Annotated in this window: 20 protein-coding genes; 9 read left to right on the forward strand and 11 right to left on the reverse strand. The window is 49.2% G+C overall.

The features are described from left to right. The first annotated feature begins 115 nt into the window (after positions 1–115). Positions 116–1657, forward strand: a complete 1542-nt coding sequence (tyrR, locus tag BGE37_RS11825) for a transcriptional regulator TyrR (RefSeq protein WP_032184038.1) — start codon at positions 116–118, stop codon at positions 1655–1657. Positions 1658–1694: 37 nt separating this feature from the next. On the opposite strand, the gene BGE37_RS11830 is transcribed toward tyrR, so the two are convergent. Continuing rightward, positions 1695–3737 (reverse strand): hypothetical protein, encoded by a 2043-nt coding sequence (locus BGE37_RS11830; RefSeq protein WP_105288050.1) that lies wholly within the window; start codon positions 3735–3737, stop codon positions 1695–1697. Between the two features lie 153 nt (positions 3738–3890). Beyond that, on the reverse strand, positions 3891–4394 hold the full coding sequence (gene tpx / locus BGE37_RS11835) for a thiol peroxidase (protein WP_000084388.1): 504 nt from the start codon (positions 4392–4394) through the stop codon (positions 3891–3893). Positions 4395–4512: 118 nt separating this feature from the next. Between tpx and ycjG the strand changes: the two genes are divergently transcribed. After that, positions 4513–5478 (forward strand): L-Ala-D/L-Glu epimerase, encoded by a 966-nt coding sequence (gene ycjG / locus BGE37_RS11840; RefSeq protein WP_105288051.1) that lies wholly within the window; start codon positions 4513–4515, stop codon positions 5476–5478. On the opposite strand, the gene mpaA is transcribed toward ycjG, so the two are convergent. Next, on the reverse strand, positions 5453–6181 hold the full coding sequence (gene mpaA, locus BGE37_RS11845; protein WP_001353227.1) for a murein tripeptide amidase MpaA: 729 nt from the start codon (positions 6179–6181) through the stop codon (positions 5453–5455). The two genes, ycjG and mpaA, sit on opposite strands and share 26 nt — an antisense overlap. Before the next feature lie 182 nt (positions 6182–6363). Here mpaA and mppA point away from each other — a divergent pair, with 182 nt between their 5' ends. Then, positions 6364–7977: a murein tripeptide ABC transporter substrate-binding protein MppA gene (gene mppA, locus BGE37_RS11850; RefSeq protein ID WP_000683032.1), complete on the forward strand. Its 1614-nt coding sequence runs from the start codon at positions 6364–6366 to the stop codon at positions 7975–7977. Positions 7978–8022: 45 nt separating this feature from the next. Here mppA and ynaI read toward each other — a convergent pair whose 3' ends face one another. After that, positions 8023–9054: a low conductance mechanosensitive channel YnaI gene (gene ynaI / locus BGE37_RS11855; protein ID WP_000559893.1), complete on the reverse strand. Its 1032-nt coding sequence runs from the start codon at positions 9052–9054 to the stop codon at positions 8023–8025. A gap of 243 nt (positions 9055–9297) precedes the next feature. Here ynaI and BGE37_RS11860 point away from each other — a divergent pair, with 243 nt between their 5' ends. After that, the gene (locus BGE37_RS11860; RefSeq protein ID WP_000605090.1) at positions 9298–9555 is read left to right on the forward strand and encodes a DUF2534 family protein; all 258 of its coding nucleotides are present in this window, start codon (positions 9298–9300) and stop codon (positions 9553–9555) included. Positions 9556–9604: 49 nt separating this feature from the next. Here the strand turns inward: BGE37_RS11860 and uspE are convergent, their stop codons facing one another. The 6 genes from uspE to abgA all read right to left on the reverse strand — a co-directional run bounded on the left by uspE (position 9605) and on the right by abgA (position 16498). Next, entirely contained in the window at positions 9605–10555 is a 951-nt protein-coding gene (gene uspE / locus BGE37_RS11865) for a universal stress protein UspE (RefSeq protein ID WP_001262123.1), read from the reverse strand. 151 nt (positions 10556–10706) lie between these two features. Then, the gene (fnr, locus tag BGE37_RS11870) at positions 10707–11459 is read right to left on the reverse strand and encodes a fumarate/nitrate reduction transcriptional regulator Fnr (RefSeq protein ID WP_000611911.1); all 753 of its coding nucleotides are present in this window, start codon (positions 11457–11459) and stop codon (positions 10707–10709) included. A 194-nt stretch (positions 11460–11653) separates the two neighbouring features. Next, on the reverse strand, positions 11654–12169 hold the full coding sequence (gene ogt / locus BGE37_RS11875; protein WP_039020832.1) for a methylated-DNA--[protein]-cysteine S-methyltransferase: 516 nt from the start codon (positions 12167–12169) through the stop codon (positions 11654–11656). A 10-nt stretch (positions 12170–12179) separates the two neighbouring features. Beyond that, positions 12180–13706 (reverse strand): p-aminobenzoyl-glutamate transporter, encoded by a 1527-nt coding sequence (gene abgT, locus BGE37_RS11880; RefSeq protein ID WP_105288052.1) that lies wholly within the window; start codon positions 13704–13706, stop codon positions 12180–12182. Positions 13707–13742: 36 nt separating this feature from the next. Continuing rightward, positions 13743–15188 (reverse strand): p-aminobenzoyl-glutamate hydrolase subunit AbgB, encoded by a 1446-nt coding sequence (abgB, locus tag BGE37_RS11890; protein WP_088542037.1) that lies wholly within the window; start codon positions 15186–15188, stop codon positions 13743–13745. After that, a complete protein-coding gene (abgA, locus tag BGE37_RS11895; RefSeq protein ID WP_105288053.1) occupies positions 15188–16498 on the reverse strand; it encodes a p-aminobenzoyl-glutamate hydrolase subunit AbgA in 1311 nt (436 codons plus the stop codon). The genes abgB and abgA overlap by 1 nt, the downstream gene beginning before the upstream one ends. A gap of 175 nt (positions 16499–16673) precedes the next feature. Here abgA and BGE37_RS11900 point away from each other — a divergent pair, with 175 nt between their 5' ends. Beyond that, the gene (locus BGE37_RS11900; RefSeq protein WP_088542035.1) at positions 16674–17582 is read left to right on the forward strand and encodes a LysR family transcriptional regulator; all 909 of its coding nucleotides are present in this window, start codon (positions 16674–16676) and stop codon (positions 17580–17582) included. A 329-nt stretch (positions 17583–17911) separates the two neighbouring features. Next, the gene (smrA, locus tag BGE37_RS11910; RefSeq protein ID WP_001046832.1) at positions 17912–18475 is read left to right on the forward strand and encodes a DNA endonuclease SmrA; all 564 of its coding nucleotides are present in this window, start codon (positions 17912–17914) and stop codon (positions 18473–18475) included. 20 nt (positions 18476–18495) lie between these two features. On the opposite strand, the gene dgcM is transcribed toward smrA, so the two are convergent. Next, entirely contained in the window at positions 18496–19728 is a 1233-nt protein-coding gene (dgcM, locus tag BGE37_RS11915; RefSeq protein WP_088542074.1) for a diguanylate cyclase DgcM, read from the reverse strand. A gap of 193 nt (positions 19729–19921) precedes the next feature. On the opposite strand from dgcM, the gene ydaN reads away from it, so the two are divergent. The 3 genes from ydaN (at position 19922) to ynaL (ending at position 21414) form a co-directional block, all read left to right on the forward strand. Then, positions 19922–19969 carry a protein YnaN gene (gene ydaN, locus BGE37_RS25605; RefSeq protein WP_211180494.1) on the forward strand — a complete coding sequence of 16 codons (48 nt, stop codon included), beginning with the start codon at positions 19922–19924 and terminating at the stop codon, positions 19967–19969. Positions 19970–19982: 13 nt separating this feature from the next. Continuing rightward, complete coding sequence (gene zntB / locus BGE37_RS11920; RefSeq protein ID WP_000387385.1) at positions 19983–20966, forward strand: zinc transporter ZntB; 984 nt, start codon at positions 19983–19985, stop codon at positions 20964–20966. 274 nt (positions 20967–21240) lie between these two features. Next, positions 21241–21414: a proline-rich small protein YnaL gene (gene ynaL, locus BGE37_RS25830; RefSeq protein ID WP_001296046.1), complete on the forward strand. Its 174-nt coding sequence runs from the start codon at positions 21241–21243 to the stop codon at positions 21412–21414. Positions 21415–21440: the final 26 nt, after the last annotated feature.

Raw genomic sequence — 21440 nt, forward strand, 5'->3', positions numbered from 1 at the left:
GCCGAAGTGCCCGTTTTTCCGTCTTTGTGTCAATGATTGTTGACAGAAACCTTCCTGCTATCCAAATAGTGTCATATCATCATATTAATTGTTCTTTTTTCAGGTGAAGGTTCCCATGCGTCTGGAAGTCTTTTGTGAAGACCGACTTGGTCTGACCCGCGAATTACTCGATCTACTGGTGCTGAGAGGCATTGATTTACGCGGTATTGAGATTGACCCCATTGGGCGAATCTACCTCAATTTTGCCGAACTGGAATTTGAAAGTTTCAGCAGTCTGATGGCCGAAATACGCCGTATTGCAGGTGTTACCGATGTGCGCACTGTTCCGTGGATGCCTTCCGAACGTGAGCATCTGGCGTTGAGCGCGTTACTGGAGGCGTTGCCTGAGCCTGTGCTTTCTGTTGATATGAAAAGCAAAGTGGATATGGCGAACCCGGCGAGCTGTCAGCTTTTTGGGCAAAAATTGGATCGCCTGCGCAACCATACCGCCGCGCAATTAATTAACGGCTTTAATTTTTTACGCTGGCTGGAAAGCGAACCGCAAGACTCGCATAACGAGCATGTCGTTATTAATGGGCAGAATTTCCTGATGGAGATTACGCCTGTTTATCTTCAGGATGAAAATGATCAACACGTTCTGACCGGTGCGGTGGTGATGTTGCGCTCGACGATTCGTATGGGCCGTCAGTTGCAGAATGTCGCTGCACAGGACGTCAGTGCCTTCAGTCAAATTGTCGCCGTCAGCCCGAAAATGAAGCATGTTGTCGAACAGGCGCAGAAACTGGCGATGCTAAGCGCGCCGTTGCTGATTACGGGTGACACCGGTACAGGTAAAGATCTCTTTGCCTACGCCTGCCATCAGGCAAGCCCACGAGCGGGCAAACCTTACCTGGCGCTGAACTGCGCGTCTATACCGGAAGATGCGGTCGAGAGTGAACTGTTTGGTCATGCTCCGGAAGGTAAAAAAGGGTTCTTTGAGCAGGCGAACGGTGGTTCGGTGCTGTTAGATGAGATAGGCGAGATGTCGCCAAGGATGCAGGCGAAATTACTGCGTTTCCTTAATGATGGCACTTTCCGTCGAGTTGGTGAAGATCATGAAGTGCATGTCGATGTAAGGGTGATTTGCGCTACGCAGAAGAATTTAGTCGAACTGGTGCAAAAAGGCGTTTTCCGTGAAGATCTCTATTATCGTCTGAACGTGTTGACGCTCAATCTACCGCCGTTACGTGACTGTCCGCAGGACATCATGCCGTTAACTGAGCTGTTCGTCGCTCGCTTTGCCGACGAGCAGGGCGTGCCGCGTCCGAAACTGGCCGCTGACCTGAATACTGTACTTACGCGTTATGCGTGGCCGGGAAATGTGCGGCAGTTAAAGAACGCTATCTATCGCGCACTGACACAACTGGACGGCTATGAGCTGCGTCCTCAGGATATTTTGTTGCCGGATTATGACGCCGCAACGGTAGCCGTGGGCGAAGATGCGATGGAAGGTTCGCTGGACGAAATTACCAGCCGTTTTGAACGCTCGGTATTAACTCAGCTTTATCGCAATTATCCCAGCACGCGCAAACTGGCAAAACGTCTCGGCGTTTCGCATACCGCGATTGCCAATAAGTTGCGGGAATATGGCTTAAACCAGAAGAAAAGCGAAGAGTGATTGTGCTGGCTGCGCCGTTCAGGCGCAGCGGCAACGTTCATTTGATGCCAAACTTTTTATGCCAGGCTTCCACATGGCGCGCCGTTTGACGCAGCGGCGCATTCACTAAATAGTTCTGAATCCAGGGTGTTTCCATCCAGTAGCGGACTTTTTCCGGCGCGTGCTCAAGGCAGTGCATCACGGCGGCATGATGAAATGAATTTGCTGAATTATCATAACCATCATAGGCACCTTCACCGATCCCACGCACTAATACGCCATGTTCCAGCATGGTCGCCAGAACGGGAATTTGTTCTGGAATATGCACAAAGAAATTTAAAAGTTGACCGCCTTTTGCCAAAGCATAGTGTTCCAGCCCCTGAAGGTACCAGTTAACCTGCGGCATATAGTTTGAGTAGATGTGCAGGTTGTAACGCAGGAGGGCCGTTGCTAGCGCATGTGAAAATCGCGGCTGATTTTTACCAAACTCAGCGATGGTAAGTACGCTGTCGAGCGATAACCTCGAACTGAAAGCCAGTGCCATTATTTCCGGTAGTTCCGGTTGTCCAAAGTGCGCGGCGGCGGCGCTACGGCAATCAGAGCGGTCAAACGTGGCGAGCATGGCGTAAATAGGGTCAGCAACGTCATGCGGCTCGTGGGCCAGTTGTTTGAAAATGTCGCCAGCATGTCCGCATTTCATAGCCATCCAGCAGAGATTAACAAATTCACCCGCCATATTGTCATTTACGAAATAGGCATCCGGATACTGATGTAATTCAAAGGACAACCCGGCAACCCATATGAAACGCATCGGAAAGACAAACGGTTCCGCAATCAGTGGTATAAACTCTGCGGCATCAAAGCATTTTCCTTCCTGGCGCTCAAACAAATAACGGGCAATATCTGGGTGAGAAAGTGAACCCCGACGAGGCCATTGGGCGGCAAATTCATGCCACTGATAACTATCATTATGATGCCGGTGGGCGATATTATTTAGCTCAGATGTCTGAAAGGCCGCTTTCGCTGCAATATATTCCACACTATCCAGCTGACGATATTCATAAACCGCTTCGCCGGGCGAGATTAATTTTCGACTAATCGCGCAGCGCTTTCGGGACTTACCGCCAAGAACCTTTTCATAAAGTGACATGAAGGGACCAGAATGCACAACATCATGTCCGACGGTGAGATATTTATCCTGCAACGCCTGAAACTCTGCGCTGTGCAAGAGATTATTCAGCAAGGTACTAAGTTCAGGCTTTATGCGGCGCTTTGCGCCAGTTGAAACGAAAAGATCATGGAAATGACCATCATTGTTGCGGATTAATTGTTTTACCCAGGTTAGCGCTTCACTTAGCTGATCAGTAGAAGAAAATAAACCAATCGCATAGAGATAAAAGTCTGAGTAGGTATGGATATGATTTAATGGTTCTTTTTTACTGCGTACAAAAGAGATCGCATCGGAAAACTGTGCATTGTGGATCAAATGGCGCAAATGGCGGGTATATTGCTTCCAGGTATTGCATGTTCGCTCATCCAGAACGCCCGCATTAATTAACCACGCTTGTTTTGCCAGCAACCAGGTTTCATCATAATAAGCAGGCCCTAACGGGAGGTTATCCGCGATAATATCTTTCAGCGCATAAGGGGTAAAATTGGGGGCGACAGGGTTATCTTCCGGGACATCGCTGGCATTGAAAAGCGATTCAAGAACAGCGGATGCTTTATTCCAGTCTTCCATTGCGCAAGCGGCGTTAAATAACACCATTTTTAATGCCGGGTAACGCGATATTGCTGTAAAAACAGGCGTACTGCCTCTCCATGAACTATATCCGTTTGGATTAAAGAAATGGTAATCAGTAATGGCTGCTTCGAGCCAGGTTTCTGCACCACTGGCCTCGCCGCAGTGAACCATCGCCGCTGCGCCAAGAAAAATACCAGCTGCAGCTGCCGGCGGTAAGCATGAACTACCTTGATCAATAGGATCTGGCGCTAGCTCTAAAAGCCATTCTGCATGGTTCGTTAGTGCCTCGGCAATGGCAGGAATGTCCGTTGAACAGCAATTGTGTTTAAGCCAGACCGTAATTTGTTTATCATCCATAATAGTCATCACTCCGCTGGGCTAATAATGGCAAAGAGCAATCTTAATGCACAACGGTTAGGGGGAATAGTGGCAGGAACTCTGGAAAATAGTGGGACTGGTAGATCAAAAACTGCCGTTCACCGGTGGTGATTCAGTGAACGGCACAGTTGTTTAGCGCAGTACAGCCAGAGCTGCTTCGTAATCCGGCTCGGTGGTGATTTCATCCACCAGCTGGCTGAAAATCACATTGTCATTTTCATCAATAACCACAACGGCACGCGCTGCCAGACCTTTCAGTGGGCCATCAGCAATTGCCACACCGTAGGCTTGCAGGAATTCAGCGTTACGGAAAGTGGAGAGGGTGATAACGTTGTTCAGACCTTCTGCGCCGCAGAAACGAGACTGGGCGAACGGAAGATCGGCAGAGATACACAGCACAACGGTGTTGTCGATCTCGGTTGCCAGTTGGTTAAACTTACGTACTGATGCGGCGCAAACACCGGTATCAATACTCGGGAAAATGTTCAGCACTTTGCGTTTACCCGCAAACTGACCGAGGGTGACGTCAGACAGATCTTTTGCCACGAGAGTAAAAGTCTGCGCTTTGCTACCCGCCTGCGGGATGGAATTGGCGACTGTAACCGGGTTGCCCTGGAAATGAACGGTTTGTGACATGATTATCTTTCCTGTTTACATATAGTTAACGTCACACCTAGTTTATGCTAACTGTCAATAACACAGCAAACGCTATTTGCGCTTAATCCGCAGACCACCGCGACAACAAGGAGTAAAGATGAGAACCGTTAAGGTATTTGAGGAAGCCTGGCCCTTACATACCCCGTTTGTGATTGCTCGGGGAAGTCGTAGTGAAGCGCGCGTGGTGGTGGTTGAACTGGAAGAAGAAGGTATTAAAGGCACCGGTGAATGCACGCCGTATCCGCGTTATGGAGAAAGTGATGCCTCGGTAATGGCGCAAATTATGAGCGTCGTGCCGCAATTAGAGAAAGGGCTGACACGGGAGGAGTTGCAAAAAATTCTCCCTGCCGGCGCAGCACGTAATGCGCTGGATTGTGCATTGTGGGATCTGGCGGCGCGAAAACAGCAGCAATCGCTGGCTGATTTGATCGGCATAACGCTTCCCGAGACAGTCACCACTGCCCAGACGGTAGTCATCGGTACGCCTGATCAGATGGCCAATAGTGCATCAACACTGTGGCAGGCAGGCGCGAAATTGCTGAAAGTGAAGCTGGATAACCATCTTATCAGTGAGCGGATGGTAGCAATTCGCACGGCTGTGCCCGACGCGACGCTTATCGTTGATGCAAATGAATCCTGGCGTGCAGAAGGGTTGGCGGCGCGTTGCCAACTGCTCGCGGATTTAGGCGTTGCGATGCTTGAACAACCGCTTCCTGCGCAGGACGATGCGGCACTGGAGAATTTTATTCATCCGTTACCGATTTGTGCTGATGAAAGTTGTCATACCCGTAGCAATCTGAAGGCGCTGCAAGGGCGCTATGAGATGGTTAACATCAAGCTCGATAAAACGGGTGGCCTGACGGAGGCGCTGGCGCTGGCGACCGAAGCGCGTGCACAAGGTTTCAGTCTGATGCTGGGCTGCATGTTGTGTACCTCTCGTGCCATTAGCGCCGCTTTACCGCTGGTGCCGCAGGTCAGTTTTGCTGATCTTGACGGACCGACCTGGCTGGCGGTAGATGTGGAACCGGCGCTTCAATTCACGACGGGCGCATTGCATCTTTAGGATGCCAGCGCAGCAAGTTAGCCATCGCAAAGAGGTATTTTTCGCTGGCTTCGTCGGAGGAGATGGGCGGAAACTCTGCGGTGATGCAATGCAGGTTGAGATCCGCACACCAACTGCCGAAAGAGCCAGGCGTTTCATAACCGACGCTGGTGACCAGTGGCAATTCAAACGCCTGGGCCAGCCATTCACCTAATTCGCTGTGTCTGGGGTCTTCAATACAGGCCAGTGGATCGTGGAATGAGACCACCCAGGCAGGTTGAATGCGATGTATAAGCTGGCACAGCGCCTGAGTTTCAGGTTCGGAGCCAGGTTTGTCACCTGTCAGTAAAACGACATCACGTTCTTCAGCGGCGCTGTTCCAGCGATAAACCGTTTCACCTTCCTTCCAGTTTGCTGCCGGAAAGTTTCTATTTAAATCCACGCCATTAGCATTGGCCCGTAACCCTAACTGGCAGCCGTCAGGATTCACACACAGCACCACATGATGGCGGCGCAAAGAAGGTGTCAATGTCCGCAAAGCACAGGAGAGGGTCACGACCGAAGAGTTTTCATCACCGTGGGTGCCAGCCAGAATCAAACCACTTTCGTGACTGGCGGCTGGGGCCGGAAACCAGATCAAAGGCGCGCCCAATAATGAACGTCCGTAATGTTCTGTACCGGGCGGAAATGCGCCGCGTTCGGCGCGTGGGCGAGTTACGGTCATGATCGTCTCTGGTTCAGGAAGTATTACAGGCAGTGTTGTGCAAATTTTGCGGATTATCAAATCCTTTTCTTCAACGCTATGTTATCGATCTTGTATCACTTTTTTGCCGGAAGTTGTTTGCATTTCTTTAAGGCGAAACAAATAATTACGCATGATTATTAACGCAGGTTTGAGGGTAACTTATGAAGCACTCTGTTTCAGTCACGTGTTGTGCGCTGTTGGTCAGCAGCATTTCTCTTTCGTATGCTGCAGAAGTTCCGAGCGGCACAGTACTGGCAGAGAAGCAGGAGCTGGTGCGCCATATTAAAGATGAGCCTGCGTCGCTGGATCCCGCTAAAGCCGTGGGTCTGCCAGAGATTCAGGTCATTCGCGATCTTTTTGAAGGACTGGTGAATCAGAACGAGAAAGGGGAGATTGTCCCCGGCGTTGCGACTCAGTGGAAAAGTAATGACAACCGTATCTGGACTTTCACCCTGCGCGATAACGCAAAATGGGCGGATGGCACACCGGTAACGGCACAGGATTTTGTCTACAGCTGGCAACGTCTGGTTGACCCAAAAACGTTGTCGCCGTTTGCCTGGTTTGCCGCGCTGGCGGGAATCAACAACGCACAGGCGATTATTGATGGTAAAGCTACGCCTGATCAGCTAGGCGTCACCGCGGTTGATGCCCGTACTTTGAAAATCCAGCTTGATAAACCGTTGCCATGGTTTGTGAATTTAACAGCCAATTTTGCCTTCTTCCCGGTGCAAAAAGCTAACGTAGAAAGCGGGAAAGAGTGGACGAAACCCGGAAATCTGGTCGGCAATGGCGCTTATGTTCTTAAAGAGCGTGTAGTCAATGAAAAACTGGTCGTGGTGCCAAATACTCATTATTGGGATAACGCCAAAACGGTGTTGCAAAAAGTGACCTTCCTGCCAATTAATCAGGAATCCGCAGCCACTAAGCGTTATCTTGCGGGGGATATTGATATCACCGAATCCTTCCCAAAAAATATGTATCAGAAGCTGTTGAAGGATATTCCGGGGCAGGTTTATACACCGCCGCAGCTCGGGACCTATTATTATGCGTTTAACACGCAAAAAGGGCCGACGGCAGATCAGCGCGTTCGTCTGGCATTAAGTATGACGATAGATCGCCGCCTGATGACCGAAAAAGTGTTGGGGACGGGCGAAAAACCAGCGTGGCATTTTACGCCAGATGTTACTGCCGGATTCACGCCGGAGCCTTCGCCGTTTGAACAAATGAGTCAGGAAGAACTGAATGCGCAGGCAAAAACTTTGTTGAGCGCAGCCGGTTATGGTCCGCAAAAACCGCTGAAGCTGACGCTTTTGTATAATACTTCAGAAAACCATCAAAAAATTGCGATTGCTGTGGCATCGATGTGGAAAAAGAACCTTGGTGTAGATGTCAAACTGCAAAATCAGGAATGGAAAACCTATATCGATAGTCGTAATACAGGTAATTTTGATGTTATCCGCGCCTCGTGGGTGGGGGATTATAATGAACCCTCCACCTTCCTGACATTATTAACGTCAACGCATTCAGGGAACATTTCACGTTTTAACAACCCGGCCTACGACAAAGTTTTGGCCCAGGCATCAACGGAAAATACCGTTAAAGCGCGTAATGCCGATTACAATGCGGCAGAAAAAATCCTCATGGAGCAAGCACCGATTGCACCAATTTATCAATATACCAATGGACGATTAATCAAGCCGTGGCTGAAAGGTTATCCCATTAATAACCCGGAAGATGTGGCGTATAGCCGGACTATGTATATTGTGAAACATTGATGTGAACTGGCGTTACCCTTGTGGGTAACGCCAGTGATGTCTGAATTAACGACCCTGGTCTGGTGGTGTAATGTTATCCATATACAGCGTCTGGCTTGGGAACGCGAAATCCGCGCCGTGTGACTGTACAATATCGATAATCTTCAAATAAACATCCTGCTGGGCGGCAAGCCATTCAGCCCATACTGTGGTTTTGGTAAAGCAATAAACCATAATATTCAATGACGAGTCAGCAAACTGGTTGAAATAAACCAGTAAGGTTTGTCGCTGGTCGATGGCTGGGTGATTTTTAAGCATCTCACGTACGGCTTCGACAATGGCTCCCACTTTTGCCGCATCCTCATAACGTAAACCGATTGTCGTGGTAATACGTCGGTTGGTCATTCGTCCTGGGTTTTCTACGCTGATAGACGAAAACAGCGAGTTCGGGACGTATAACGGACGATTATCAAAGGTCGTAATTTTGGTAATTCGCCAGCCAATTTCCGCTACTGTACCTTCGATATTTCTGTCCGGTGAACGGATCCAGTCGCCAATACTAAAAGGACGGTCGAAATAGAGCATAATCCCGGAAAAGAAGTTACTCAAAATATCTTTACCGGCCATACCGACAGCCAGACCACCAATACCACCAAAGGTCAGCAAGCCAGAAAGGCTCATACCGAAATGTTCGCCATAAAGCAAAACAAGTACCACAATAATGGTGATTTTGATAATACGCGACATAATCCGCGCACTGGTGATATCGCGACCTTTTTTAATCTGCTGTTTTTCAAACTGATTTATCAGCAGAAATAGTTTAATCGTCAGAATAACCGCAATCAGGGACGTACAGATAAAATCGATAACGCCTGGGGTGATAAATTTGAGTTTATAGTTTTCTATAACATAATTAATGATGCTACCAACAGCACTGATAATTATGGTGTAGATTAAAAATTGCACCGCATGGAATAAAAATCCTTTTCTTTTACGATTTCCGCGGCGAAACCAAAAGCTCATCAGAATCAATGCTGCGCAGCTACCGAAAATAATGACCAGATTAAGCGCATTATTTGTAAACAGTTCAGCGATCATTGTTTTATCAGGCTCCTCCAGATAATTGTCGTCATGCCGGAAACCCCTGGCGGGGATATTTTACCGCGACAATTCATTCAGATCATCAATAGTCAGGGAAGGAAGTAGCAACATTAGCTAACTAATCAATGCGTTGATTGTAAATCCAGCTAAGAGGTGAGGTTTTCAGAGCAGACAACGGTGAAATGTCATGGTATTGTTACGGTTAGGTAACAAGAAATTTGTCTGCACAAGGATTACATCATGATCATGGCGAAACTGAAGTCAGCGAAAGGGAAGAAATTTCTCTTTGGTTTGTTGGCGGTTTTCATTATTGCGGCGTCGGTTGTGACTCGCGCGACCATCGGCGGCGTGATAGAACAGTACAATATTCCGCTGTCTGAGTGGACGACATCAATGTATGTGATTCAGTCATCAATGATTTTTGTTTATAGCCTGGTCTTTACTGTGTTGCTGGCAATCCCGTTGGGAATTTATTTCCTTGGCGGCGAAGAGCAGTAAGTAAAAAATAGGCCCGTTAACTCGGGCCTTGTCAGTTATTGAAGAGTCGTTAATCGTCTTCTTCGTCATCCAGTTCAACGGGTGTCTGATACTGGTCAGGTTTAATGACCAGCAGGTCGCAGCGAAGATGATCAATCACCTGTTCCGCCGTGTTGCCAAGGAATGCTGCTGAAATACCGGTGCGTCCGACCGTGCCCAGAACCACAATCCCCGCCTGTAAGTGCTCCGCCAAATCAGGAATCACCTCTTCTGGTAGACCTTTTTCTACGTGCGTCATGTTTTCATTAATGCCGAATTTCTGCCGCAGGGCTTTCATAGCCAGCAAATGTTGCCCACGAATGGCATCGTTATAAACGCTCGGGTCAAATTCCGGCAGTTCAATCGCGATATTAATTGGCGTTACCGGATAAGCGCCTACCAGATGAACTTCGGTATGATTAACTTGTTCCGCCAGTTCGATCGTCTCTTTAACCAGTTTTTCATTGAGCGCATTATGGTACGGCTCTTCACTGGCGAGATTCACCGCCACCAGCGCCTTACCCCCTTCCGGCCACGGCTGGTCTTTCACCATCCACACCGGGCTTGGGCATTTGCGTAACAGATGCCAGTCCGTTGGCGTAAAAATCACCGCTTCCAGACGGTCATGTTGGTGCGCCATTTTTAGCACCAAATCGTGTCCGCCGCTGATCACTTCCTGAATGATGGCTTCGAATGGACGGTTATGCCAGACCACTTTAATTTCAATGGGAACGCCAGCATTGAGATAATATTTTGCCTGCTCGTGGATCCAGGCTGTTCGCTGGCTGATGACGCCCTGACGCATAGCGGTACGTTCGTCCGGGGAGAGCAGGGTGGTCATTTCGTATGAGAAGTCATAGATCGGCAAAAAGGCTTTAATTTTGCCACCAATCCGTTGATGTAAATAAACAGCTCGCCGCAATGCTGGTTGGTCGTCCTGGTTGGGATCGATAACAACGAGCATGTTCTGATACATAGCCATACAGGGTCTCCTTACAACAACTGTCAACGCAGTTTGTAATTAAAAGATTAACCCATATCTGGTGAATGAAACAGTGATGAACCTTCTGTCAGATCAATAAATCAGAAAAATTTAATGATATGACAGAAGGATAGTGAGTTATGCGGAAGAATCAGGCAACGTTACGCGTGTGACCAGCAAGCTGGGCCAGCGCATCGTTATTTTCGATGGTGATGTATTTACCTTTGACTGCAAGCATGCCGCTTTTCTGGAAGCGACCCAGCAGACGGCTGATGGTTTCTACCGTCAGGCCCAGATAGTTACCGATATCGCCACGAGTCATCGTCAGGCGGAATTCACGAGGGGAGAAGCCGCGTTGGGCAAAACGACGGGACAGGTTGTAGATGAATGCAGCCAGACGCTCCTCGGCATTTTTCTTCGACAACAGCAGGATCATGTCCTGATCGCCTTTGATTTCACCGCTCATCAGACGCATCATCTGCTGACGCAGATTCGGCATTTTACCGGACAAATCGTCCAGCGTTTCGAACGGAATTTCACATACCATCGAGGTTTCCAGCGCCTGCGCGAAGCTCGGGTGATGACCGCTGCCGATTGCATCAAATCCCACCAGGTCACCAGCTAAATGGAAACCAGTGATTTGCTCGTCGCCTTGCTCAGTAATGGTATAACTTTTAATCGTACCGGAGCGGATGGCATAAAGCGATTTAAGTTCATCACCAGCCTTAAACAGCGTCTGGCCTTTCTGAATAGGCTTCTTTCGCTCAATGATATTATCAAGCTGATCAAGCTCATGTTCGTTGAGTGTGAACGGGATGCAAAGCTGGCTGATGCTGCAATCCTGGCAATGGATAGCACAACCGCCAGACTGAATGCGCCGTATAATTCGCTTTTCCGGGATCATAGGTCTGCTCAAGCCGTAATTGATATTTGTCAATTTTAACATCTTTTTAGGGAGCAAGTAAGTCTAAGCAAACCTTAACAGCAGAGAATTCCGATATTAGATGTAAATATATGTCTATCTATTTGAAAACCCTTAAGTTATTAAGGGTAACTTTACATAAAAGTGTGAACAAGCTGGCACAAATTGTTTAATGTTTACAGCAAAAGATAACCTTCGTGGCGTAATAACCACTCTTTTCGCTGAACTCCGCCTGCATATCCGGTCATGGTACCGTTTCTGCCAATGACCCGATGACAAGGCACAACAATGCTGATGGGATTCGATCCATTTGCCGCACCTACGGCACGCGCCGCGCCGGGGCGGCCCAATTGTTCAGCCAGTTGGCCGTAATGCATTACCTGCCCGCAGGGGATTGTGCGTAATGTTTTCCAGACTTCGCGCTGAAATGGCGTCCCCCCCGTGGCAGTGGGAAGCGTATCAATAATGCTAAGATTACCGGCAAAATATTCACGAAGCTTGTCGCTTAAACCACCTGGGTTGGTGGCAGAAATGCGCTCATAGCCTTCTTTGCGGTAATGGATGTCCAGCAGCTGCACCATGCGTTCGCTGTACTCTTCCCATTCAACCGCCCGCAAGTGAAATTGCTCATCGCAAATCACCCACAGTGGACCTAGTGGCGTGGCAATTTTTTCTTCAAGTAATCTCAGCATCCGTTCTCTCTTAAGACAAACGAGGGTAAATCCCCGGACCTATCGGCAGACCGACAAGATACCACGCCAGCAACATCAGCAGCCATACCACCAAAAAGAAAAGTGGATAGGGCAAAACTAACGAATAGTAAGTACCCAGTTTCGCGTCAGGTTTGTAGCGTTGCAGGAATCCAAGAAACAGTGGAACAAAAGGAGATACCGGCGCTAAAGGCAATACGGATGAGTCGGCAATACGAAAGAGGATTTGCGCAAATGCCGGGTGAAAGCCAAGTAGCATAAACATTGGTACGAAAATGGGGGCCAGAATCGACCAGATTGCGGAACCGCTGGCGATAAACATGCATAAGAAAGAGGAAAGCAACGCCAGACCGACAAACGCCGGGATGCCGCTAAGCCCTGAACTTTCGAGTATATCGGTCAGCCCCACCGCGATGAATTTCCCCATGTTGCTCCAGTTAAACATGGCGACAAACTGGGCCAGGGGAAAAACCATCACGATAAATCCCGCCATCTCTTTCATCGGTTCAATCATTAAATGCGGTAAATCCGCCTGACGTCGAATTGTGCGGGTAGCGATGCCATAAGCCAGCGAAACCACAAAGAAAAAGAGAATGATCAGTGGCACGATACCTTTAATAAAGGGGGATGGCATCACGGTGTGATTAATCGGATCGCGCAATATCCCATTTTCCGGGATCACCATCAGCGCAATTGCGGCAATAAAAAGTAGCGATACGACACCTGATATGCGTAAACCAAAACGCTGACTTTCGGTCAAGGTTTGCAGTTTCTCATCGCAATTTCCCTGCCATTGACCTAACCGCGGCTCAATGATTTTGTCGGTTATCAGGCCGCCAACAATCGTCAGTACGACTACGGAGCTGGCCATAAAATACCAGTTATCAATTACACTGACGTGCATTTGCGGATTGAACGCAGCCGCAGCCTCCGTGCTGATCCCCGACAGCAACACGTCGGTTGTGACAATCAGTAAATTAGCCGTAAAGCCGCAACCTACGCCTGCAATGGCGGCCAGTAAGCCTGCAACTGGATGCCTGCCCACCGCCAGAAAAATCAGCGCACCCATCGGTGGCATGATCACTAACGCCGCATCGGAAGAAATGTGGCTGAAAAAAGCAATAAACAGCGCCATATAACTGGCGTAGCGAGCATTCACATGCGATGCCATTTTAACCATCAACGCTGGCAGTAAGCCGACGCGCTCCGCCAGACCGGCACCTAAAACCAGCGCCAGGATCGCGCCAAGTGGAGCAAAACCGCTAAAGTTTTTAATAACATTGGGTAAAAACCAGTGTAATCCTTCCACACTGAGCAGGTTTTTCACGACCACTGGCGTACCATCGGTCGGGTTTTTCGCACTGACGCCAAAGGCCGACAAAATTGCCGTCGTCACCATGAGTACGATAATCAAATAGATAAAGAGCAAAAAAGGATGGGGAACCTTGTTACCAATTCTTTCGACCCAGCCATAGAGCTTCCCGGATTGGGAGGACGACGGTATGGATGACATACTCATGGGCATTCCTCGATTGTTGTGTTTGCGTTGTTGTTGTTATTTTAAAGGTGACGGTGTCACGTTTTTCGGAATAGGGCAGTGATACGGTTGCGTGTCCGTAACTTGCTGATGCTCTTGTTGGCATTCTTGCAATAGCCCTGAAACAGTGAAGAGATTGAGTGTGGTTGCTGCCATAGTTTTCGCCGCCAGCAGCATTCCTTTATGAGCAATAGACGTTCGCCCCTGGCTAACCAGTTGCCACGTATGTAGCGGTGTACCGACGGCGAAACAGGGGCTGAAACACTGGGCAACAGGCAGTTTCCAACTGACGTCGCCGACATCAGTCGATGCCGCAAGCACGTTATCGGTGGCGGCATATGGAGCGACTTCATTCGCCAGTACCGTTTCACGATGACGTATTGCAAAAGCCTTGCCGTTTTCTCCACCGGTTGCGGCGATATTATTCAGACTGTTTTGCCGATCGTTGGGGGTGAGCGTAGCCTGAATTTGTTTCGCAAAAGCCAGTTCTTCGGATTTCCATTCAGGGGTTCCAAAATGGGACAGAGCCTGGTACATGGCCTTTTCTAAGGTGCGATTAGGGAGATAACTGGAACAGGCTTTGTCGAAGCGGCATTCAACCGTGGTTTCGGTCATCAATGCCGCACCTTCGGCGATTTTGGCTACCCGATCATAAATATGCTGCACGTCGGTCATTTCGGGGGCGCGGATAAGATAAAGCACTTCTGCCTGCGCCTGGACCACGTTGGGCGAGATCCCGCCGCTCTCTGTGATGGCATAGTGTACGCGCGCTTTTTCAATAATATGTTCGTTGAGGAAGTTGGTGCCAGTGGTCATCAACGTTACGGCATCAAGGGCGCTGCGTCCCAAATGAGGGGAATTTGCAGCATGTGCTGCGATCCCTTTAAAGCGCCATGATGCTTGAATATTTGCCAGCGTGCGGGTATTGAACATACCGGCAAAGGCTTCCGGGTGCCAGGTGAGTGCCGCATCCACATCATCAAATACCCCCTCGCGGACCATGAACGTTTTACCCGAGCCGCCTTCTTCGCCAGGACAACCATAAAAGCGCACCGTGCCGCCTTGCCCATATTGTTCCAGCCATTTCTTGACGGCTATTGCTGCGGCAAAGGCGGCGGTTCCGAGCAAATTGTGTCCGCAACCGTGACCATTTTCACCTGGCGTCGTGGATGTAGGCTGCGCGCAACCTGCTTGCTGACTTAAACCTGCCAGGGCGTCATATTCCCCCAGCAAGGCGATAACCGGTTTGTCTTGACCAAACGAAGCAATAAAGGCATTTGGGATATTGCCTACGTTGCGAGTCACGGTGAAGCCTGCAGATTCCAGCGCCGAAGCCAGATGTTCCGCTGACCAGAACTCTTCAAAACGTGTTTCTGGATGATCCCAGATTTGATCAGCAATATCGGTATAACGTTGGCGATCGGCTTCAATCGCATCGTCGATAAAACGATAGATTTCCTGCATCAGATACCTCGCGTCCAGGGAAAATTGAGCGCGGTGCGCGCCAGCGTTTCGACGGCAATAGCGAGAACCTGCTCGTCAAAATCGAATTTTTCGTTGTGATGACCTGCCGCCAGCTGTGTGCCAAATACCATGTAGGAGGCTTGCCCTTGATGTCGCTGCACGCGGGCCATCATTAATGTGGCATCTTCGGAACCCGCAGGCGCTTCAACACGTTCAATGGCCTGATTGACCCCCGCGACCTGAGCCGCCTGGCTTTGTAACCATGCGACCCATTGCGGCGAAGGAGAACTGGCGGTAGCTGCACCCATCAGCCGAGTTTCAACGCCGACACCATACATGGCTGCTGCGCCCTGAATCGCTTGTTGTGCACGGTCAAAAACATATTGATTAATGACGTCGCTGGCCCCGCGTGTTTCCACTTTCAGCAACGCTGAGGCGGGAACCACATTACGACCGCTTCCTGCCTGCATAACGCCCACGTTTACTCTGGAAGCGCCTTCGCTGTGCGGGGCGATTGCATGCAGTGCAAGAGTTGCTTGTGCTGCCGCCAACAAGGCATTGTGACCATCTTCTGGTTTTGCGCCTGCGTGAGCGGCGGTCCCGGTGAAGTACGCGTCAAATTTGGTTGTTGCCATAAAATTATCACTGCCGCACACCACGGTGCCCGCAGGTACGCCAGTGCCAATGTGCACGGCAGTAAAATAATCAACATCATCCACTACACCTGCATCGACCATCGCCCGCGCGCCACGCGTACCTTCCTCTGCAGGCTGAAAAATCAGTTTGATGATGCCATGTAGTCCGGACTCGAACTGTTTAAGGGTGTGCGCCAGCCCAAGCCCAATAGCGGTATGTCCATCATGACCACAGGCATGCATCATTCCGGCGTTACATGACGCAAAACCGTCGCGGTAGGGGCGATGGCTGACATCCCGTTCTTCACTGAGATCCAGCGCGTCCATATCGACACGGAAAGCCATCACCGGACCGGGGCGACCGGTATCCAGGGTGGCGACGATGCCAGTGAAACCACCTTCAAAAGCCGCAATCCATTGTGCTAACGCACCTTGTTGAAGAGCGCGCTCGAATTCGCGCTGTAGAGTGAATTCATCAGGTAGTCCCATCCGACTACTTTCATTAACGACTTCGCGGCCCAGCGCCAGTGAATAGCCGAGCTGGTGCAATTCTTCTGCAACAAGGGTGGCTGTGCGGAATTCCACCCAGCCAGACTCTGCATAGCGATGAAAATCACGTCGCCAGTGCGATAATCTTGGGGCAAGCGAATTAACAAATTGATTCAAAGACTCCATAACCTTTCCCGTCATCAGTAAAAAATGTGACCCGGTTCACGTAGTGATAGTTTTTACTTATCACTAACTGATTTTTCACAGTTTTAACCGTTCATAAATTACCCTGACACAATCATCTGCATTAAAGTAGATGCCAGTTTCTTTGGTCTGATAAATAACGGTTATCGGTGGCGTCATGGCTTTTCAGGTAAAAATTCATCAAATTCGGGCTTTTGTTGAAGTGGCTCGTCAGGGCAGCATTCGCGGAGCGAGCCGAATGTTGAATATGTCGCAACCGGCACTGAGTAAATCTATTCAGGAGCTGGAAGAAGGGTTAGCGGCGCAACTCTTTTTTCGCCGTAGTAAAGGCGTGACGTTAACTGATGCCGGTGAAAGTTTTTATCAGCACGCCAGTCTTATTCTTGAAGAGCTGCGCGCAGCGCAAGAGGATATTCGCCAACGACAAGGGCAACTGGCAGGGCAAATTAATATCGGCATGGGGGCCAGTATTTCCCGCAGTCTGATGCCAGCTGTCATATCTCGTTTTCATCAGCAGCATCCGCAGGTAAAAGTACGCATTATGGAAGGGCAACTGGTGTCGATGATTAATGAATTGCGCCAGGGAGAACTGGATTTCACCATCAATACCTATTATCAGGGACCCTACGACCACGAATTTACTTTTGAGAAATTACTGGAAAAGCAATTCGCGATCTTTTGCCGCCCAGGACATCCCGCCATTGGTGCCCGTTCGATCAAACAGTTACTGGACTACAGCTGGACAATGCCGACGCCACACGGCAGCTACTACAAACAGTTGAGTGAATTGCTTGACGATCAGGCGCAAACGCCACAGGTCGGCGTAGTCTGCGAGACGTTTTCAGCCTGTATCAGTCTGGTGGCAAAAAGCGATTTTCTCAGCATACTACCTGAAGAAATGGGCTGCGATCCCTTGCACGGACAGGGGCTGGTGATGTTGCCGGTTAGCGAAATTTTACCGAAAGCGGCCTATTATTTGATTCAGCGGCGTGATAGTCGCCAGACACCACTGACCGCGTCATTAATCACGCAATTTCGGCGAGAAAGCGGCTATCTGCAAAGTTAAAACTGCATAAAAAAATAGAGTCTGTCGACATCCGCCAGACTCTACAGTACACACAGCAGTGCATCCGCGTCTTAAATCCGGCATGGTCTCCTCTGCGCCGGTGACTGTGTTATAACGGTTTTAACCTTTAGTTGCCAATTTTCTTCAGTGACAGATTTCACGAAAATATAAGTTACATTATTAACATCGTGAATGAATAATCATGCATAAGCATTTTGCTTAAAATATCGGCAATATTTGGAACTTATTACTGGAATTTTGGGTAATACGTTGTTGGACCGACCCGGTCTGGTTATCATATCGCGCTCTTAATTGCGGGAGGATGTAACATGAACCTTGACGACAAATCGCTGTTTCTTGACGCCATGGAAGATGTCCAGCCGCTGAAACGTGCTACAGATGTCCACTGGCATCCAACGCGTAACCAACGTGCGCCGCAGCGTATCGACACGCTGCAACTTGATAATTTCCTCACCACCGGATTTCTCGACATCATCCCGCTAAGCCAGCCGCTGGAGTTTCGGCGGGAAGGGTTGCAACATGGGGTGCTGGATAAGCTGCGCAGTGGTAAATATCCGCAACAGGCGAGCCTGAATCTTTTGCGCCAGCCGGTGGAAGAGTGCCGCAAAATGGTGTTCAGTTTCATTCAACAAGCCCTGGCGGATGGTTTGCGTAATGTGCTGATTATTCATGGTAAAGGGCGGGAAGATAAATCGCATGCCAATATTGTCCGCAGCTATGTGGCGCGCTGGTTGACCGAATTTGATGATGTCCAGGCATATTGTACCGCGCTACCGCATCATGGCGGCAGCGGGGCGTGTTACGTCGCACTACGTAAAACGGCGCAGGCAAAGCAAGAAAACTGGGAGCGCCACGCTAAGCGCAGTCGTTGATCTCGAGACGCATCCGCGGCTTATGCCGCCAGCACGCGGTTGCGTCCATCATTTTTCGCCCGATACAAAGCATCATCAACGCGTTTAAACAGTTCATCGATGCTTTCATTTCCTTCGTGATGCGCCACACCAATGCTGACGGTAAAGCGTGGTAAGCCCGAAATACTCACTTTTGCCACGCTTACGCGGATAGTTTCAGCCAGCGCAAGCGCGGTATCCAGTGGGGTTCTTGGTAGCAATAAGACAAACTCTTCGCCTCCCCAACGAAACACCAAATCGCCTTTGCGAGCGCAACTTTCGAGAGTGCGGGCGAGGGCGCATAACACCTCATCACCTTTAGAATGCCCATAGAGATCGTTAATGTGTTTAAAACGATCGGTGTCGATGAGCAATAAGCTGTAATCCTGAGCGATGGCGAGGTGCTGCATTTGGCCTGGCTCGGTAATGTGATAAAACTGGCGCCGATTCAGTAATCCGGTCATCGCGTCATGGTGGGCAGCATGTTCCAGCTGCTCCTCCAGCCGTTTTTGCTCAGTAATATCATGCACAATACATAACATGAGCTTGTCGCCATAAATTTCAATCGGCCCAGCATAGGTCTGCACATGACGAGTCGAACCATCCGCCAGTTTATGAACAAAATTCAAAGGCTTATGACCACCGGGTAAATGCGAGATTTCATGCATGATAGGCATGACGCGACGCCCGAGCATATTAATTTCCCAGGTATGTTTCTGGCACATCGTTTCATGGTTATAACCATAGAAATTGAGCGCGGCGAGGTTAGCATCGACGATTTGGCCATCTCGTGAGGGGTCAATCAACAACATTGGTGCAGAGTTAGTCAGAAAAAAGCGCGCATAAAAACCTTGTTTTTTGCGCTGATAATTTGCCGAGCGACTGGCTTTTAAACCCAGCGTTGCCGGCGCTTCGATACCTTCGAAAATAATCACCGGTTCTGCTTCTGTCAGCTCTCGCAAAACAAGCCGACAGCTTAATGCTGTTTCCTCTTCTTTACGTTGAACGGTGAGGATTTCGATAATATCGTGTTGGTTTTGCAGATCGGAGAGGTATTTCGGCAGTTCTTTTTGTGAGGAGACGGAATAGGGACCGGTTCGTAGCTGACTAAACGTGAGGTCTTGCATCAACAGTCGCGCCGCGCTGTTGGCATAAATTAACTGTTCCTCAAAGGGCGAAACGATCCAGACAGGACTGGTGAGTAAGTCCAGGGTATTGAAGTTGTGCGTAATCATTGAGATCCCGTTATTTTTATCAATTTTTGTTGCTATCCGATCGCAATAAAGCCACGTCATATGATCAGATAATTCTGATAATGATAGACGCTATTTAACACTTCACACGGTTTGTATATGGAAAAGCATTTTGCTTTTTGTATTCAATTTAGACAGAATTTTATTAATCATTTCAGGGTAATGGGGTGATGAGATGTTGCGTAACAGGGCCAGAAGGCTAGACTACAAAATAATGCGTTGATGATGGAGGCACTGTGGAAGCGATTAAGGGATCGGACGTTAATGTCCCGGATGCAGTATTTGCCTGGATGCTGGATGGTAGAGGCGGCGTTAAACCGCTGGAAAATACAGATGTGATTGATGAAGCGCATCCCTGCTGGCTCCACCTTAATTATGTACACCATGATAGCGCCCAATGGCTGGCGACAACACCGCTGCTTCCCAATAACGTACGTGATGCGCTGGCGGGCGAGAGCACACGGCCCCGAGTCAGCCGTCTCGGTGAAGGTACGCTGATTACATTGCGCTGTATAAACGGCAGCACCGATGAACGCCCCGACCAACTGGTCGCCATGCGTGTATATATGGACGGGCGGTTAATTGTTTCGACCCGACAACGCAAAGTGCTGGCGCTGGACGATGTGGTAAGCGATCTGGAAGAAGGCACTGGTCCGACCGATTGCGGAGGATGGCTGGTGGATGTGTGCGATGCGTTGACCGATCATTCCAGTGAATTTATTGAGCAGCTGCACGATAAAATTATCGACCTTGAAGATAATCTCCTCGATCAACAAATTCCACCGCGTGGATTTCTGGCGCTGCTGCGCAAACAATTAATTGTTATGCGTCGCTATATGGCACCGCAACGTGATGTTTATGCTCGTCTTGCCAGTGAGCGTCTGCCGTGGATGAATGATGATCAACGCCGCCGAATGCAGGATATTGCCGATCGCCTTGGGCGCGGCCTGGACGAAATTGACGCCTGTATAGCACGGACTGGCGTGATGGCGGATGAAATCGCTCAGGTGATGCAGGAAAATTTAGCCCGTCGCACCTATACAATGTCATTAATGGCAATGGTCTTTTTACCCAGTACGTTTCTGACCGGGTTATTTGGTGTCAACCTTGGTGGGATCCCTGGTGGCGGGTGGCAATTCGGATTTTCAATTTTTTGTATTCTGTTAGTCGTTCTTATTGGTGGTGTTGCTTTATGGTTGCATCGTAGTAAATGGTTGTAACAACAGCAATTTTCCCTACTATCTGTATACAAAAACGCCGCAAAGTTTGAGCGAAGTCAATAAACTCTCTACCCATTCAGGGCAATATCTCTCTTGCAGGTGAATGCAACGTCAAGCGATGGGCGTTGCGCTCCATATTGTCTTACTTCCTTTTTTGAATTACTGCATAGCACAATTGATTCGTACGACGCCGACTTTGATGAGTCGGCTTTTTTTTGCCTGTTATATATCAGCGTCTACCCTTTAAGAGTCCACCCAATGACCGGAGGGAAATATGACGACACTCATTTATTTGCAAATTCCTGTCCCTGAACCGATTCCTGGCGATCCTGTTCCAGTGCCCGATCCAATCCCTCGCCCGCAACCCATGCCTGACCCACCACCCGATGAAGAACCGATTAAATTGTCGCATCGTGAGCGTAGATCTGCGAGGATACGCGCTTGCTAATTTTTGCGTCGATGACCACGAGAACA

Source organism: Escherichia sp. MOD1-EC6300 (assembly GCF_002965045.1).
Taxonomy (GTDB): domain Bacteria; phylum Pseudomonadota; class Gammaproteobacteria; order Enterobacterales; family Enterobacteriaceae; genus Escherichia; species Escherichia coli_F.